The 15,800-nt window shown below is 45.5% G+C and carries 13 protein-coding genes; 9 read left to right on the top strand and 4 right to left on the bottom strand.

Going from position 1 to position 15,800, the window contains the following annotated elements:
* Positions 1 to 124 precede the first annotated feature (124 nt).
* Positions 125 to 1,423: an HAD family hydrolase gene (locus tag AC6H1S_RS16780; protein ID WP_497564356.1), complete on the bottom strand. Its 1,299-nt coding sequence runs from the start codon at positions 1,421 to 1,423 to the stop codon at positions 125 to 127.
* Positions 1,424 to 1,527: 104 nt separating this feature from the next.
* Positions 1,528 to 2,490, bottom strand: coding sequence for an NAD-dependent epimerase/dehydratase family protein (locus AC6H1S_RS16775; protein ID WP_497564355.1), 963 nt, complete (start codon positions 2,488 to 2,490; stop codon positions 1,528 to 1,530).
* A gap of 74 nt (positions 2,491 to 2,564) precedes the next feature.
* On the opposite strand from AC6H1S_RS16775, the gene AC6H1S_RS16770 reads away from it, so the two are divergent.
* Both AC6H1S_RS16770 and AC6H1S_RS16765 read left to right on the top strand, forming a co-directional pair.
* Positions 2,565 to 3,746 (top strand): formimidoylglutamase, encoded by a 1,182-nt coding sequence (locus AC6H1S_RS16770; RefSeq protein ID WP_497564354.1) that lies wholly within the window; start codon positions 2,565 to 2,567, stop codon positions 3,744 to 3,746.
* An 84-nt stretch (positions 3,747 to 3,830) separates the two neighbouring features.
* The gene (locus AC6H1S_RS16765) at positions 3,831 to 4,988 is read left to right on the top strand and encodes a redoxin domain-containing protein (RefSeq protein WP_497564353.1); all 1,158 of its coding nucleotides are present in this window, start codon (positions 3,831 to 3,833) and stop codon (positions 4,986 to 4,988) included.
* A 73-nt stretch (positions 4,989 to 5,061) separates the two neighbouring features.
* On the opposite strand, the gene AC6H1S_RS16760 is transcribed toward AC6H1S_RS16765, so the two are convergent.
* Together AC6H1S_RS16760 and purD are read right to left on the bottom strand one after the other, a co-directional pair.
* Positions 5,062 to 5,277, bottom strand: coding sequence for a hypothetical protein (locus AC6H1S_RS16760; protein ID WP_497564352.1), 216 nt, complete (start codon positions 5,275 to 5,277; stop codon positions 5,062 to 5,064).
* Between the two features lie 173 nt (positions 5,278 to 5,450).
* Complete coding sequence (gene purD / locus AC6H1S_RS16755) at positions 5,451 to 6,722, bottom strand: phosphoribosylamine--glycine ligase (protein WP_497564351.1); 1,272 nt, start codon at positions 6,720 to 6,722, stop codon at positions 5,451 to 5,453.
* A 171-nt stretch (positions 6,723 to 6,893) separates the two neighbouring features.
* On the opposite strand from purD, the gene AC6H1S_RS16750 reads away from it, so the two are divergent.
* The 7 genes from AC6H1S_RS16750 (at position 6,894) to AC6H1S_RS16720 (ending at position 15,752) form a co-directional block, all read left to right on the top strand.
* Positions 6,894 to 7,196, top strand: coding sequence for a hypothetical protein (locus tag AC6H1S_RS16750; protein WP_497564350.1), 303 nt, complete (start codon positions 6,894 to 6,896; stop codon positions 7,194 to 7,196).
* A gap of 146 nt (positions 7,197 to 7,342) precedes the next feature.
* Positions 7,343 to 10,651, top strand: a complete 3,309-nt coding sequence (gene secA / locus AC6H1S_RS16745) for a preprotein translocase subunit SecA (RefSeq protein ID WP_497564349.1) — start codon at positions 7,343 to 7,345, stop codon at positions 10,649 to 10,651.
* Between the two features lie 86 nt (positions 10,652 to 10,737).
* Positions 10,738 to 11,178 carry an SPOR domain-containing protein gene (locus AC6H1S_RS16740; RefSeq protein WP_497564348.1) on the top strand — a complete coding sequence of 147 codons (441 nt, stop codon included), beginning with the start codon at positions 10,738 to 10,740 and terminating at the stop codon, positions 11,176 to 11,178.
* 26 nt (positions 11,179 to 11,204) lie between these two features.
* Entirely contained in the window at positions 11,205 to 12,386 is a 1,182-nt protein-coding gene (locus AC6H1S_RS16735) for a M20 metallopeptidase family protein (RefSeq protein ID WP_199136033.1), read from the top strand.
* 86 nt (positions 12,387 to 12,472) lie between these two features.
* Positions 12,473 to 13,414 carry a hypothetical protein gene (locus AC6H1S_RS16730; RefSeq protein ID WP_497564347.1) on the top strand — a complete coding sequence of 314 codons (942 nt, stop codon included), beginning with the start codon at positions 12,473 to 12,475 and terminating at the stop codon, positions 13,412 to 13,414.
* Positions 13,415 to 13,512: 98 nt separating this feature from the next.
* Entirely contained in the window at positions 13,513 to 15,081 is a 1,569-nt protein-coding gene (locus tag AC6H1S_RS16725) for a serine hydrolase (RefSeq protein ID WP_497564346.1), read from the top strand.
* Between the two features lie 5 nt (positions 15,082 to 15,086).
* The gene (locus tag AC6H1S_RS16720; protein WP_199136027.1) at positions 15,087 to 15,752 is read left to right on the top strand and encodes an SGNH/GDSL hydrolase family protein; all 666 of its coding nucleotides are present in this window, start codon (positions 15,087 to 15,089) and stop codon (positions 15,750 to 15,752) included.
* Positions 15,753 to 15,800: the final 48 nt, after the last annotated feature.

Genomic DNA, 15,800 nt, shown 5'->3' with positions numbered 1-15,800 from the left:
AGGCGCACCCATTTCCAGGCCTTAAAGGCTTCTGAAAAGCTCAAAACGGTAAGCGATGCGTTGATCATGGTTGCAATTTAGGGAAAATTTAATGGGCAGGCAATTGGCCAAGCGCTGAAAGGCATTAATACAATACCCTAAACTTAATGGTATGGTCTATTTTTTTAAGCGATTTAAACAACTGCTTGTCGTACTCGGCATTAATATCGGTAATGGCATAGCCCAAGGTCGCATTGGTCATTAAAAACTGCCCTACAATATTGATGTTGTGTTTGGCAAAGATGGTGTTGATCTGCGCCATAATGCCTGGTACATTTTTATGGATGTGGATCAAACGGTGCGACTTGTCGATAGCCGGCAACTGCAGGTTCGGGAAATTGCAGCTCAGGTACGTGGTGCCCTTGTTCATGAAATCGATCATCCTTTTAGGCAGAAAGGAAACATTGCGCGGATTGGCTTTAGGATCGTCGAATACCACAATGCCCATTTCGTTGCAGGTTTGCAGCGAGAACTTGTTTTTAACGTTGCCCAAATAGCCAATGGTTTTGAGCTTAACGGCGCGTTTGAGCTTGTCGTCCTCAATTTTTTCGCCATCGGCCAAAAGCATCATGCCTACATCGCCCACATATTTCTCTTCAAAAGAAGTTTTATGCCTGATTGAAAGCCCATCTTTTTTGAGCACGGCGATACTCTCGGCAGGTACATCGCCAATCACGAGGCATAAAATCCTGTTTTTTGGATAGGAAATCGCCCTGGGCAAATTGTTTACATACAAAAACTCGTCGAAACTCGGCGTAACGTGGTCTGCTTTCGAAACAATGCTTTCGCGGGCAATATTTTCGGTAAAGGCAAAGAACTTTTTAATCAGGCCGCTTTCGCGCAGCTGAAAATCAGAATAGCCATCGCCTATGCCGTATAGGTCGCCCTGCAAGTCTAGCTGGCGCATCAGCTTCACCTTGCCGCCTTCTTCGCTTAACGGGTTGGCATGATCGTAGTCTATAATCTGGCCATCGCCGGTGGTCACGAAGGTATTGGCATAAATGTTTTCCTTTTTGATGTGGTATTGGCTCACTACCGGCGTAATAAATTCCTTAAATCCGCCAGAAACGATCAGCACCTCATCGGCGTGTTTCTTAAAAAAGGCTTTGTTGCGCGAGAAGGAGCTCGATACCTTTTTCTTTAAACGGGTAACCAGTTGTTTCAGGTGGGCTTCATTGGCCTCGAGCAGCTTTACGCGTTGGGCCAGGCTTTCCGAAAAAGAAAGCTTGCCTTCCATGGCCAGGTTGGTATAATCTTCTATTTGCTGAAAAATAGCCTCTTTGTTAGGGTGCTTGTTCAGAGAGATACGGGCTAGCTCATCCAAGGCCTCAACCTGGGTAAATGTGCTATCAAAATCGATAATGTAAAAGGCTTTCTTCAACATTGTTGCGGAATAAATAAAGGTTTGCTCAATCAAAAACAAATAGGCCTGCTTCTGTTAGGCGCAAAGATAGCAATACTTGTTGTTCTTGACTAAAAGCCCGTTACTTATTTCAGGGCCTGGCAAACTTCCATGATGCTGGTTTGAAGCGGCTTGAATTGGATGGGAACGGCTTTGCTGATTTTGGCATTGCTGTAGTAGCTGTGGTTAAAGCTGCTGCGGGCCGCATCTTTGGTTAGTGCCGGCGCTTTCCGGGTAAACCAAGAGGCCAGCTTGGCTGCGCGCCAGGCTATGCCCAACATCCAGGGCTTGGCTTCGGTTGATGGTGCTTTGATGCCAAAGCCTTTGGCAATGGAGGCGAAAAAATCCTTGTAATTGAGGTTGTCGGCCGAAAGGGTGTAGCGTTCGGCGGTAATTGGGCTGTCCATCAGTAAAATCATGCATTTGGCTACGTCTTCTACATCCACAATACCTGTGGCACCGTCGGTATAAAACTTCAGGCCATCTTTTACCAGTTTAAAAATAGCGCCGCTGCCTGTAAAACCTGCATTTTTGCCAATAATAACGGCCGGATTGACGATAATGGCATCCAGGCCTTCGGCTATGCCGCGCCATACCTCCATTTCGCCCTCGTATTTAGAAATGGCGTAAGAATGCACATGCGGATCGTACTCCCAAAAATCCTTTTCGGTAATCTGTTCGCCTTTTTTAGCGTTGCCCAAGGCTGCCACCGAACTTACGTGCACCAATCTTGCCCCATGTTCTAGGCACAGGTTAACCACGTTGGCTGTGCCTTCAATGTTAACCTTAAGCAGCTTGGCCTTGTCTTTAGGGTCGAAAGAAATGAAAGCTGCACAATGATAAACCTGGGTAACACCTTCAAAAGCATCGGCCAAGGTTTCAGGCTCGTTAATGTCGGCTATGCGCCATTCGACCAAGGAATTGTCTTTAATCAAATCGGGAACATTGGCCGTACTTCTTTTGATGGCCCTTACCTTTAATTGCTGTGCCGTAAGCTGCCTGATCAGTTCTGCTCCTAAAAAGCCCGTTGCGCCGGTTACCAGTATCATATCATTTTTTTTAGGGAGTTCATTAAAATATGCGCCCAAAAATAGATATTTGATGCCAACATTCATACCGCCTTATGTCCTTATCAGATTTTTTTTCGCCCATCAATCCCGAAAAATTTAGTCCCAAACAAGGGTTTATTACCAGTCAGCTAGGGTTGAAGGCCGGGTTTTATACCGATCAGTTCCCTGATTTGGAAGAGAAACCATATGATATAGCCATTTTTGGAGTAAACGACGACCGTGGCGCCGTGAACAACAACGGCTGTGCCTTGGCTGCCGATTATTTTAGGGAGCAGTTTTATGCGCTTAACGAAGGGGCTTTTACTTCTAGGATCATCGATTTAGGCAATATCATAGCTGGAAAGGAAGTATCTGATACTTATTTTGCCGTGAAAACCGCCGTGGCCGAATTGGTGAAAATGAATATCCTGCCTGTTATTATTGGTGGCGGACAAGACATTACCTATGCCCAGTACATGGCTTATGAGAGCCTGGAGCAAAAAGTAGACCTGGTGGTGGTCGATTCGAAGTTCGATTTGAACGAAGATGAGCACGAAGGGGTAGAAACCACTTCTGTTTCTTACCTGAGCAAGATTTTTCTGCATCAGCCCAATTACCTGTTCAATTTCAGCAATATCGGCTACCAGACTTATTTTGTAAACCAGGATAGCCTGAAGGTAATGGACAAGCTCTATTTTGACGTGCACCGGCTGGGTGAGTTCTTGCCCGACATGACTTTGACCGAACCCATTTTGCGCAATGCGAACATGATCAGCTTCGATTTGGGGGCCATCCGCTCGTCTGATGCCTGCGCCAATAGCAATGCCGGGCCCAATGGCTTTTATGGCGAAGATGCCTGCCGCATTGCCCGTTATGCCGGGATGAACGACAAATTGACCTCCATCGGCTTTTACGAGTTTAATCCGGCCTACGACAGAAACGGCCAAACAGCCCTATTGCTGGCGCAGATGGTGTGGTATTTTTTAGAGGGTTTTTACAACCGCAAGCAGGATTTTCCGCTGACGCCAAAATCGCAGTACATCATTTACCGAACCAGTTTAAAAGACGGGTCGGGCGAAATGAATTTTGTAAAGAGCAAGCGTTCAGACCGTTGGTGGATGCAGGTACCCTATCCGTCGGGCATCTCCAAAAACGAGCGTTACCACCTGGTTCCGTGCAGGTACGAAGACTACAACACGGCCGTAAACGGAGAGATGCCCAACCTGTGGTGGCGTACCTACCAGAAGCTCAGCTAATTTTACAAAAGAATTAGTCGCAAAATTTTGTACGTTTTACTATATTTGATAGCTAAAGCACCTAAACCTTATATTTATAAAACAATGAAAAAATTAATCTTATCTGCCGTTTGCCTTTTACCTATGGGCGTAATGGCACAACAAGCCTATACTATTAAGGGCAAAGTTGGAAACCTTAACGAGCCCGCTATGGCCTATTTAACGTATCGTGTGGGCGCTACCAGTGTTATCGATTCGGCTACGCTTAAAAATGGCAAGTTCGAATTCAAGGGCAATGTTGACGGACCACTCAGTGCCACAATAAAAGTAAAACATGATGCAGTGCCTGTTGATCCTAAAAAGAAAGTGCCATTAGATCAGTTGAACATTTACCTTGAGGCAGCTACAATTAATATTGCCTCAGCAGATTCTGTTAAAAAAGCAAAAGTTACCGGCTCAAAAATCAATGAAGATAATGCGAGATTTAAAGCATTGTTTAAAGAAATGGATGACAAGGTGGCGGCATTGATGGTAGAATATAATGGCTACTCCAAAGAGCAAAAGAAAGATACTACTTTTATGAAGCCCTTTATGGCTAGGTATGAAGAGGCAAATAAAAACAGGGAGCCATTAACCAAAAAATTTGCCCAAGAGAACTATGATTCCTATATCGGTTTGATCGCTTATAGAAGTTCGATGGGTTATGATATTGATCCAAAAGTAGCCGAACCAGAATTTATGAAATATACCGCTGCGGTAAGGGCGACTAAATTGGGCAAAGATATACAGACAGTTATAGACGGTGCCAAGAAAACCCAAATTGGGTTAACTACAGATTTTACCCAAAATGATCCCAATGGCAAGCCTGTAAAACTATCTGATTTCAAAGGCAAATATGTACTGGTTGATTTTTGGGCTTCATGGTGCGGACCTTGCAGAGGAGAAAATCCTAATGTTGTAATGGCTTACAACAAATATAAGGATAAGAATTTTACGGTATTGGGCGTTTCTTTAGATGGGATGACTGATAAAACTAGAACGACTAAGGAAGATTGGTTGAAAGCTATTGAAGATGATAAATTGACTTGGACCCACGTTTCGGATTTAAAAGGTTGGGGAAATGAAGTTTCTAAAATGTATGGCGTACAAGGTATTCCATTTAACTTTTTGGTTGATCCTACTGGCAAAATTATTGCTAAAAACCTGAGAGAAGAAGGGTTGCAGAAAAAATTGGCTGAACTCTTAGATGGAAAAGCCAAGTAGCCAGATAAAAATAGTCAAATAAAAAAGGGCCGTATCCGATTAAGATACGGCCCTTTTTGTTATGTTAAAAGGCTTACGCCGCGCCACATGCTGCGCCGTCTGTATTGCCAAAAGGACAAGCGCTTTGAGCTTCATCGCAAGTCATCGTGCCCAAGTGTATGGATTGGTCATGGTTATTGCATGTCCAGTCACACACGATAAATCCCATTCCATTACACCAATCAACACTGTCAACGCCGCCTAATACTTTTTTCATTTCTGCTTTGCTAAGTGCATTCATTTTTTTCATAACTTTTTTGATTTAAGTAAGGTTTAAAAATTGAGATAACTAAGTAGTATAAAACTATGTAATTTTATCAACCTTTTAGGTACAAGTTAAAATATTGAACATTTCAAGAAATAAAAAGCCCCGAGAGATTTCCCAGGGCTTTCGGTTTTATAAACTTTGAAAGTATTCTTCTTTTACATCAAATCAAACCCAATGTCTTCCCTAAAGTATTTGCCGTCAAAATAAATACGGGCTGCATCGGCGGTGGCACATTGCAGGGCATTAAATTGGCTGTTTTGCACGCTGGTAATGGCCAATACCCGGCCACCATTGGTTTTGACCTGGCCGCCTTCTAACAAGGTTCCGGCATGGAAAGCAAACGAATCGCGCAGGTTTTCTAAGCCGGCAATTACCTTTCCTTTCTCATAAGGACCGGGATAGCCACCGGCTACAATCATAACGGTAGCTGCGTTTTTATCGCTAATGGCTAACTGATAGTTGCCTAACTGCTTATTGGCGGCAGCCATGAATAGTTCTACCAAGTCGTTTTCAATGCGCGGGATCACACTTTCGGTCTCCGGATCGCCCATGCGGCAATTGTATTCGATTACATAAGGCTTGTCGCCTACTTTGATCAGACCGAAAAAGATAAAACCGGTATAATCGATTTGGTCTTTGAGCAGTCCGTCGATAGTGGGCTGGATAATGCTGTTCTTGATCTCGGCCAAAAAAGCCTCGTTGGCAAAAGGAACCGGCGAAACCGAGCCCATGCCGCCTGTATTGAGGCCGGTATCGCCTTGTCCAATGCGTTTGTAGTCTTTCGCCTCTGGCAGCACCACGTAATTTTTGCCATCGGTTAATACAAATACAGAAAGCTCAATTCCCGTTAAAAATTCTTCAACTACAACGGTAGTTCCGGCAGTGCCGAATTTACCACCCAGCATCAATTTAAGTTCTTCTTGAGCTTCGGCTACATTATCAATAATCAACACGCCTTTTCCGGCGGCTAAGCCATCGGCTTTTAAAACGATAGGCAAGGCATGGTTTTGCAGGTAGGCCAGGCCTTCGGCAAGGTTTTCGTTGGTAAACGACCTTGATTTGGCCGTAGGAATGCCATGGCGTTCCATAAACTGTTTCGAAAAATCCTTGCTCCCCTCTAAAATGGCGCCTTCTTTTTTAGGGCCGATTACCGGAATGTGCGCCAAGGCTTCGTCGTTGCTAAAAAAATCGTGTACTCCGTTTACCAGTGGCTCTTCTGGACCAACCACCAGCAAGCCGATGTTTTCTTTTAGGGCAAAGGCCTTCAGGGCTTCGAAATCGTTGGGGTTAAGGTTTACGTTTTTGCCATAGGCGCTGGTTCCGGCATTGCCAGGTGCTATAAACAAGGTGTCGCATTGGGCCGATTGGCTGATTTTCCAGGCAAAAGCACATTCTCTTCCGCCCGAACCAAGGAGTAAAATATTCATCAATAGTGGTTTTTCTATGCGAACAAAGATATTGCTTTCTGTGCAGAAGCGCGGATAAAATCTAAATAAACGTATTCAGCCGCCGATTTGGCAGTAAATGAAAAGTGGAATTGTATTTGCTGTAAATCAGATTTCTGTATGTAAAAGATTAAAATTAGATTTGCCGCTAGAATGAGACACCTCGTTACCATATCTCTTGTATTTTTTAGCCTTACGCACTTGGCCAAAGCCGAGCGTGTAGAGGATTTGAGGTATTTGAGCGATAGGTACTGCAACAAGCAGCAGATCGGCACGGAAATCGTTTCGTTGGGCACGGCCCAGCAAGACCACGACCGCAACCCTTTCTTTTTGTCGTACAACGATTTAAGCAGCATCGGCACGCTTCCCGAAACAGAAGCGGCCAAATACCGTGCACCCAACCATTTCAGGGCCAGCCCGGCCACCAGGGAGCAGCCCCGAAACAACAGTCCCTAAATCCTGTTCCATCTCGCATTTAGCCTCATTAAAAGGCAACTGGAGCCTCAAGCTCCCCTGCAACTGCCAAGTTGACCTGTTAAGGCCAATGGTTTGGTTGTTGTTAATTGAACATTTTTGAATATACACAAAACACCACCATACACATGTTAGGATTTTTAGCCAAGATATTTGGAAGCAAATCAGAAAGAGATATCAAGGCATTGCAGCCCTTGGTGCAGCAGATTAACGAAGCTTACGCCAAGCTCTCGTCGTTGAGTAATGACGAACTGAGACACAAAACGATAGAATTTAAGGCAACCATTGCCGAAGCCTTAAGCAAAATAGATGCACAGATTGCCGATGTAAAGCAGCAGGCTGAACAGCAGGATTTGCCTTTGCACGAAAAAACAGCTCTTTACGACCAGGTTGATGCCTTGGGCAAGGAGCGCGATACCGAATTGGAGAAAGTGTTATTGCAGATTATGCCCGATGCTTTTGCCGTAGTAAAGGAAACTTCTCGCCGCTTAAGCGAAAATGAACAACTGGAAGTTACCGCTACCCAATTTGACAGAGATTATGCCGCCCGCAAAAGCAATGTGAAAATTGTTGGCGATAAAGCCTATTGGGCAAACCGTTGGGACGCCTCTGGTACCGAAGTGGTATGGAACATGGTTCACTACGATGTACAGTTGATTGGCGGTATGGTATTAAACAGTGGCAAAATTGCCGAGATGGCTACGGGTGAGGGTAAAACCTTGGTAAGTACTTTGCCTGCCTACTTAAATGCCTTGGCCGGCCAAGGTGTACACATTGTAACGGTGAACGACTATCTGGCCCGACGCGACTCGGAATGGAACGGGCCATTGTTCGAGTTCCACGGCATTAGTGTTGATTGTATCGACAAGCACGAACCAAACTCGCAAGAGCGCAGAAACGCCTACCTGGCTGATATCACTTACGGTACCAACAACGAATTTGGTTTCGACTACCTGCGCGACAACATGTCGCAAACGCCAGACCAATTGGTACAGCGCAAGCTGCACTTTGCCATGGTAGATGAGGTCGATTCAGTATTGATTGATGATGCCCGTACGCCCTTGATTATTTCTGGTCCGGTACCATTTGGCGACCAGCACGAGTTTTATGAATTGAAGCCACGCATCGAGCGTTTGGTAAATGCCCAAAAAGCTTACGTTACCCAAGCCTTAAACCAGGCTAAAAGCTTAATCAACAGTGGCAATACCGGCACCGAAGAAGGCGAAGGCGGTTTGGCCCTATTGCGTGCGCACCGTGGTTTGCCAAAAAACAAAGCCCTGATCAAGTTTTTGAGCGAAGGTAGCGTAAGGCAAACCTTGCTTAAAACAGAAAACCATTACATGGCCGATCAGTCTAAGAATATGCCTAAGGTAGATTCTGAACTGTTCTTCTATATCGACGAGAAAAACAACCAGGTAGAATTGACCGAAAAGGGAATCGAACTGATTACCCAATCGGGCGAGGATGCTCATTTCTTCGTCTTGCCCGATGTTGGTACCGAAATTGCCGAAATCGAGAAATCGAACCTGAGCAGCGAAGAAAAAATTGCCAAAAAGGATAACCTGATGCGCGATTATGCTGTAAAAGCAGAACGCATCCACTCGGTAAACCAATTGTTAAAAGCCTACACCTTGTTCGAAAAGGATGTAGAATATATCATAGACGAAGGCAAGATCAAAATCGTTGATGAGCAAACCGGCCGTATTATGGATGGCCGTCGTTACTCAGACGGCTTGCACCAAGCCATCGAGGCCAAGGAAAACGTGAAGGTAGAAGATGCCTCGCAAACCTATGCCACCATTACCTTGCAAAACTTTTTCCGGATGTACCACAAGCTTTGCGGTATGACGGGTACGGCAACCACCGAAGCCGGCGAGTTCTGGTCTATCTATAAATTGGATGTGGTAGAAATTCCGACCAACAGAAGCTTGGCCAGAAAAGACCAACAAGATTATGTGTACAGAACCGTAAGGGAAAAATACAATGCAGTGGCCGAAGAAATCGTGAAACTGACAGAAGCAGGCCGTCCGGTATTGGTAGGTACTACTTCGGTAGAGATTTCTGAATTGTTGAGCCGTATGCTCAAGCTGCGTGGCATCAAGCACAATGTGTTGAATGCCAAATTGCACCAGAAAGAGGCCGATATCGTGGCCGAAGCAGGTCAGGCAGGCACGGTAACTATTGCCACCAACATGGCTGGTCGTGGTACCGACATCAAGTTGGGCCCAGGCGTAAAAGAAGCCGGAGGTTTGGCCATTATTGGTACCGAGCGTCACGAGTCTCGTCGTGTAGACAGACAGCTGCGCGGTCGTTCAGGCCGTCAGGGAGATCCGGGAACTTCGCAATTCTTCGTATCGCTAGAAGACAACTTGATGCGTTTGTTTGGTTCGGAGCGTATTTCTAACATCATGGTGAAAATGGGTATCGAAGACGGCGAGGTAATTCAGCATTCGATGATTACCAGCTCTATCGAACGTGCACAGAAAAAAGTGGAAGAAAACAACTTCGGCATCCGTAAGCGTTTATTGGAGTACGACGATGTAATGAACTCGCAACGTACCGTAATCTATGCCAAACGCAGAAACGCCTTGTTCGGCGACCGTTTAGACGTTGACATGAACAACATGGTGTTCGATGTGGCAGAAGATATCGTAACCGAATACAAAGAAAGCACCAACTATGAAGGCTTCAGGTTGGAGGTCATCAAGAACTTCTCAGTTGATACCAGCATCGACGAAAACGAGTTCAACTCGAAGAACATCCATGCCTTAACCGATAAATTGTTCGAAGAAGTTACGGCTTTCTATGCCCGTAAATCAGAAAACGTCATTAACCAGGCCATGTCGGTGTTGACTGATATCTATAAACAAAGAGGACATGAAATTGGCCAGGTGGTCGTACCTTTTACCGATGGTATCCGTCAGATACAGGTGCCGGTTGATTTGAAAAAAGCAATCGACAACAATGGCAGGGAAGTAACTAAGGCCTTCGAAAAGACCATTATCTTGGCTTTGATAGACGACAGCTGGAAAGAGCACCTGCGCGAAATGGACGAATTGAAACAATCGGTTCAGAATGCGGTTTACGAGCAAAAAGATCCGTTGATCATTTACAAAATGGAGGCTTTCAACCTGTTTAAAGGCATGTTGAGCGTGGTAAACAAAGAGGTGGTTAGCTTCTTGTTTAAAGGAGGCATTCCGGTACAACAAGATGCTGGCGAGGTAAGAGAGGCTAGGGCACCACAGCCGCAGCCGAGCAAATTGCGCATGTCTAAGCCCGAATTCAATGAATCGAGCAGCAGCGGCATGCCAATGGAAGATACCCGAGAAATGGCACCACCGCAGCCTATACGCAAAGAAGCAACCGTTGGCCGTAACGAGCCTTGCCCTTGTGGCAGCGGCAAAAAGTACAAAAACTGCCACGGCGCTAACGCATAATTTGTAATACCAGATAAGAATGCCGAATTTTGCAAAAAGTTCGGCATTTTTTTATGCTTGTAAAAAGGCTTAGGCCCATGGATGTTATGATCAGATTTAGTCTTTTTTTTATCGTGCTCTTCTCTTTTCAGTCTGCTTTGGCCCAAAGCAAGGGCAAGCTCATCATCGTTAAAGATCCGCTCATCGACAGTCTCATTGCCAGAAGGCTCGAACTTAACAAAAAGAAACCTACCGCTGCTAATCCGGGCAGTACGGCCATAGTTACCGATATGGGCTACAGGGTACAGGTGTTTTATGGCTCCGACCGGCGTGAAGCCTTTAGCGAACAGACCCGTTTCAAAAACAACTACCCCAAATTGGGGGCTTATATTACCTACAAAGAACCTAATTATTACCTGCGCGTTGGCGATTTCAGAACGAGGATGGAAGCTCAACGTTTTCTCAACGAACTGAAAGCCAGCTATCCAACCCTGTTTATTTTTAGGGAGAAGATCAATGCGCCAGAACTGGAAGAAGCTAACAAATAGCTTCTCCATGATTAAAACCAATACAGATGAAAGATAAGATACAAGAACTAGCAGCCCAAATATACAACGATGTAGTAGGCTATCGCCACCACATCCATGCCAACCCAGAGCTTTCTTTTAAAGAGTTCGAAACCTCGATGTTTATCAAAGACAAGCTCAACAAATGGGGTATCGAATATACCGATATGGCCAATACAGGAGTGGTGGCTTTAATTAAAGGCGCTATTCCTTCAGACCAGGTAGTGGCCTTGCGTGCCGATATGGATGCGCTGCCTATTCACGAGGCCAACGACAAGCCTTACCGCTCTAAGAACCATGGGGTTATGCACGCCTGCGGACACGACGTGCACAGCTCGTCGCTTTTGGGTACGGCTTATATCCTTAACCAATTGAAAAACGACTTTGCCGGAACCATTAAACTGGTATTCCAGCCAGCCGAAGAACTGCTGCCTGGTGGTGCCAGCATCATGATCAAAGAAGGCGTGCTCGAAAACCCAAAGCCGCAAGCCATGATAGGTCAGCACGTTATGCCCCTGATCGAAACCGGCAAAGTGGGTTTCCGTTCCGGAATTTACATGGCCTCTACCGATGAGCTGTATGTAACCGTACACGGCAAGGGCGGCCATGGCGCGCAGCCGCATCAGAATATCGACCCGGTTTTAATTACGGCGCACATTATTGTGGCCTTGCAGCAGATCGTAAGCCGCAATGCCGATCCACGCCTGCCATCGGTGCTTTCTTTTGGCAAGGTCAATGCCAATGGCGCAACCAATATCATTCCGAACGAAGTCAAATTGGAAGGCACTTTCAGAACGCTGAACGAAGAATGGCGAAGCGAAGCCCATAAGCTGATGAAGAAAATGGCCGAAGGCATTGCCGAGAGCATGGGTGGCAGCTGTACCTTCGACATCATGCGTGGCTATCCGTTCCTCATTAACGAAGAAGAATTAACCGATAGGGCCAGAACCTATGCCGAAGATTACTTGGGCAAGGAAAACGTAATCGACCTGGATATTTGGATGGCTGCCGAAGATTTTGCCTACTACTCGCAAGTAACAAATGCCTGCTTTTATCGTTTAGGTACAGGTAACGAAGCCAAGGGAACCCAATACTCGGTTCATACGCCAAATTTCGACATCGACGAAGATGCGCTCAAAACCTCAACGGGTTTAATGGCCTATATCGCCTTGAAACAATTGGGCAACTAAAGGCAAAAAGGCAGACGGTGGAAGGGGAATTCGTCCTGCCTCTTCCGTTTTACATTTAAGGCAGGATATTTGTATTGAAAGAACTGATGAAAAAAATATTGTTATTGCTGGTGTTAACCCTTGTTGCATTTGGCGCAGGTGCGCAACAGATCCAACGTTTTAATCCAGATACCATCCCTACCATACAGCTCGATTCGGTCGTAAACATCAAGGCTAAGCGTCTCAATGTCGAAACCTTTATCGATGCCATTATCAACGATACCAGTTTTTATCAGGCTTTTCGCAACATGAAAAAGTATACTTTCATTGCCGAAAACAGGGTATACACCTACGATAAAAAAAACAAGGTTGATGGCCGTATCTACAGAAAGATCAAGCACAACAACGATGGGCCCTATAAAATGGAGTACCTGGTGAAGGAAGACAACGGCAAGATTTATAAGAAAAATGGCAAATACCAGTTGTACACCGTAGAAATGTTCGATTACATTTTTATGAATGCCTACAATACCGATTTTGTGCCCAACTCGGCGCCAAGTACCGACGGAGGTAAGAACGAAAGCTATAAAGACAAGCTCAAAACCTTGATTTTTAATCCGGGACGCCCGATTAAGGGCCTGCCGTTCATCGGCAACAAAACGCAGATCTTTACGGCCAATATGCGCCAGTATTATGACTATACTTTTTACAGCGGTACCTATTTGGATTCTATCCCGGTTTACCGCTTCAAGGTTTCGGTGAAACCCGATTTGAGCAACTGGACCAAAGACGGCTTGATGATCAAGGAGCTGGTTACCATTTTCGACAAGCGCAACTTCGAAATCTTGGGCCGTTATGTAGATATGAAGTACAGCAACATGCTCTTCGATTTCGACGTGCAGATGAACATCGAAATGAGCTATTTTGACGAGGTGAAGCTGCCCACCAAAATTACCTATCAGGGCAACTGGGATTACCCCTTCAAAAAGGAAGAGCGGGCCAGTTTTCTGATCCTGCACAAAGATTATAAGCTGGGCAAGGGCAAATAGTTGCCATGGTCTGTGTCGCACAGACCATGGGCAAATTATTAGATAATTTTAAACAGGCTCTAAAAGATCGTTATCTTTAGCATTCAAATCTTTAAACTATGCATTTATCATACCGCTTAACTATCGGGCTTGGCCTGGTTGCCCTATGCGCTTTCGCCACCAGTTTGCAGGCGCAGGTACTCACCTCCAAACAGATAGATAGCGTTGCCGAAAAAACATTGGCCACTTTCGATGTGCCGGGCATCGCTGTAGCCGTTATCAAAGACGGAAAGCTCATCCATGCCAAAGGCTATGGCGTACGCTCCATCAAAACCAATCAGAAAGTTGATGAGAACACGCTGTTTGGCGTAGCCTCCAATACCAAGGCCTTTACCGCCGCCGCATTGGGCATGTTGGTTGATGAAAAGAAAATTACCTGGGATACCAAAGTGACCGATGTTATTCCAGAATTTAAAATGTACGATGCCTATGTAACCAGTGAATTTACCGTAAGGGATTTGCTGACCCACCGCAGTGGCTTGGGGCTAGGGGCTGGCGATTTGATGATTTGGCCAGATTCGTCGACCGTTGATAAAAAGCAGCTGATCCATAACCTGCGCTTCCTGAAACCAGTTTCGTCTTTCCGCACCAAATACGATTACGATAACCTGATGTACATTGTAGCTGGCGAAGTGGTAGCCAGGGTATCGGGGCTTACCTACGAAGATTTTATAGAAAGCAGAATCATCAAGCCCTTGGGCATGAATAAAACTGCGGCTTCCTGGTACCGTTTAAAAGACAAATCGAACGTTATTGATGGCCATGCCCCCTATGAAGGCAAGCTGTTGCCAGTAGGCCTCAGCTTTGGCGAAATTGCCAATGCAGCCGGAGGCATCTACTCGAGCGTAACCGACATGAGCAAATGGGTAACGGCCATGATCAATGGAGGCAAATACGGCGACAACCTCGACAAGAAACTGTTCAGTCCGGCGGTAGCCAGAGAGCTGTGGACCCCGCAAACCATCATCGCTGGTGGCAACCCAGCCAGCTTCAGCAGTTATGGCTTGGGCTGGTTCCTGAGCTCGGTAAATGGTAATTTCCAGGCTACGCATACGGGAGGCCTATCGGGTATTGTAACGCAGGTAACCATTTTGCCAGAATTGAAACTGGGCATTATCGTGCTCACCAACCAGCAATCGGGCGCCGCTTTTAATTCCATTACCAATTCCATTAAAGATGGCTACCTGGGCATTAAGGGCCAAGACCGTATCAAGGCCTATAACGATAACCGTTTAAGAAACGAGAAACAGGCCAAGGAAATCGTAGACAAGGTTTGGGCCGATATTGCGGCTGCCCAAAAGGCAACGACGGCAAAGCCCGACGTGAAAAATTATTTGGGCACGTTTAAGGACGATTGGTTTGGCGAAGTAACCATTAGCGAAGTGAACGGGAAAATGCACTTCCAGGCTAAAAACGCACCCAAACTCAAAGGCGACATGACTTATTATAAAGGCAATACCTTTATTGTAAGGTGGTACGACAGGAGCTTGGATGCCGATGCCTTTGTTAACTTTGGACTGAGCAACGAAGGCAAGGCCGACGGCTTTAAAATGGAAGCCATTTCACCTTTGACAGACTTCAGTTTCGATTTTCAGGATTTAGATTTTAAACTAACCACTAAAAAATAACCAACATGAAGAACCACATGAAGCACATGGGATTAATTGCAGCAACACTAATTTTAACCTTAAGCATAGCCATGAAAGCAAAGCCCAAAAAAGTAATTTTCTTTGGCGATTCGATTACCCAGGCCGGCGTGCAAGGCAATGGCTACATTAACCAATTGAAAAAAAACTTGGATCCGGCTAAATACGAACTGATTGGGGCAGGCGTTGGCGGTAATAAAGTGTACGACCTCTACCTGCGCATGGAAGAAGATGTATTGGCCAAAAAACCAGATTTGGTAATCATTTATGTGGGCATTAACGATGTATGGCACAAACTGGGCGCCAGAACCGGTACAGACTACGATAAATACCTTAAGTTTTATCAAGCATTGATTAATAAAATCCAAGCCAATGGTGCCAAGGTGGTGGTATGTACACCATCGGTTATTGGCGAGAAGAAAGACGGTACCAACGAAGCCGATGCCGACCTGAACAAATATGCACAAGGTGTGAGGGAACTGGCTGCCAAAAACAACCTGCCACTTTGCGATTTGAGAAAGGCCTTTGCCGAATACGAAGCCAAAAACAATACTGAAGATAAAGAAAAAGGCGTGCTAACTACAGACCGCGTACATTTGAACGATACCGGCAACCAGTTGGTAGCCGATCAAATGCTGCCTTTTATTAAATAAGATAGTGTTGAGACAATAGAAGTGAGATTGGAGAATCGGCAGGGATTG

It is taken from the genome of Pedobacter sp. TM02, from assembly GCF_059705275.1.
The sequence above is the reverse complement of the archived record's forward strand: the minus strand, read 5'-3'. Positions and strand labels throughout refer to the sequence as shown.

Excerpts from the sequence above, each read along its gene's own strand:
- AC6H1S_RS16775 (WP_497564355.1), bottom strand. The coding sequence starts at position 2,490 with ATGATACTGGTAACCGGCGCAACGGGCTTTTTAGGAGCAGAACTGATC.
- AC6H1S_RS16725 (WP_497564346.1), top strand. The coding sequence starts at position 13,513 with ATGCATTTATCATACCGCTTAACTATCGGGCTTGGCCTGGTTGCCCTA.
- AC6H1S_RS16780 (WP_497564356.1), bottom strand. The coding sequence starts at position 1,423 with ATGTTGAAGAAAGCCTTTTACATTATCGATTTTGATAGCACATTTACC.
- AC6H1S_RS16730 (WP_497564347.1), top strand. The coding sequence starts at position 12,473 with ATGAAAAAAATATTGTTATTGCTGGTGTTAACCCTTGTTGCATTTGGC.
- purD (WP_497564351.1), bottom strand. The coding sequence starts at position 6,722 with ATGAATATTTTACTCCTTGGTTCGGGCGGAAGAGAATGTGCTTTTGCC.
- AC6H1S_RS16765 (WP_497564353.1), top strand. The coding sequence starts at position 3,831 with ATGAAAAAATTAATCTTATCTGCCGTTTGCCTTTTACCTATGGGCGTA.
- AC6H1S_RS16740 (WP_497564348.1), top strand. The coding sequence starts at position 10,738 with ATGATCAGATTTAGTCTTTTTTTTATCGTGCTCTTCTCTTTTCAGTCT.
- AC6H1S_RS16770 (WP_497564354.1), top strand. The coding sequence starts at position 2,565 with ATGTCCTTATCAGATTTTTTTTCGCCCATCAATCCCGAAAAATTTAGT.
- AC6H1S_RS16750 (WP_497564350.1), top strand. The coding sequence starts at position 6,894 with ATGAGACACCTCGTTACCATATCTCTTGTATTTTTTAGCCTTACGCAC.
- AC6H1S_RS16760 (WP_497564352.1), bottom strand. The coding sequence starts at position 5,277 with ATGAAAAAAATGAATGCACTTAGCAAAGCAGAAATGAAAAAAGTATTA.
- secA (WP_497564349.1), top strand. The coding sequence starts at position 7,343 with ATGTTAGGATTTTTAGCCAAGATATTTGGAAGCAAATCAGAAAGAGAT.
- AC6H1S_RS16735 (WP_199136033.1), top strand. The coding sequence starts at position 11,205 with ATGAAAGATAAGATACAAGAACTAGCAGCCCAAATATACAACGATGTA.
- AC6H1S_RS16720 (WP_199136027.1), top strand. The coding sequence starts at position 15,087 with ATGAAGAACCACATGAAGCACATGGGATTAATTGCAGCAACACTAATT.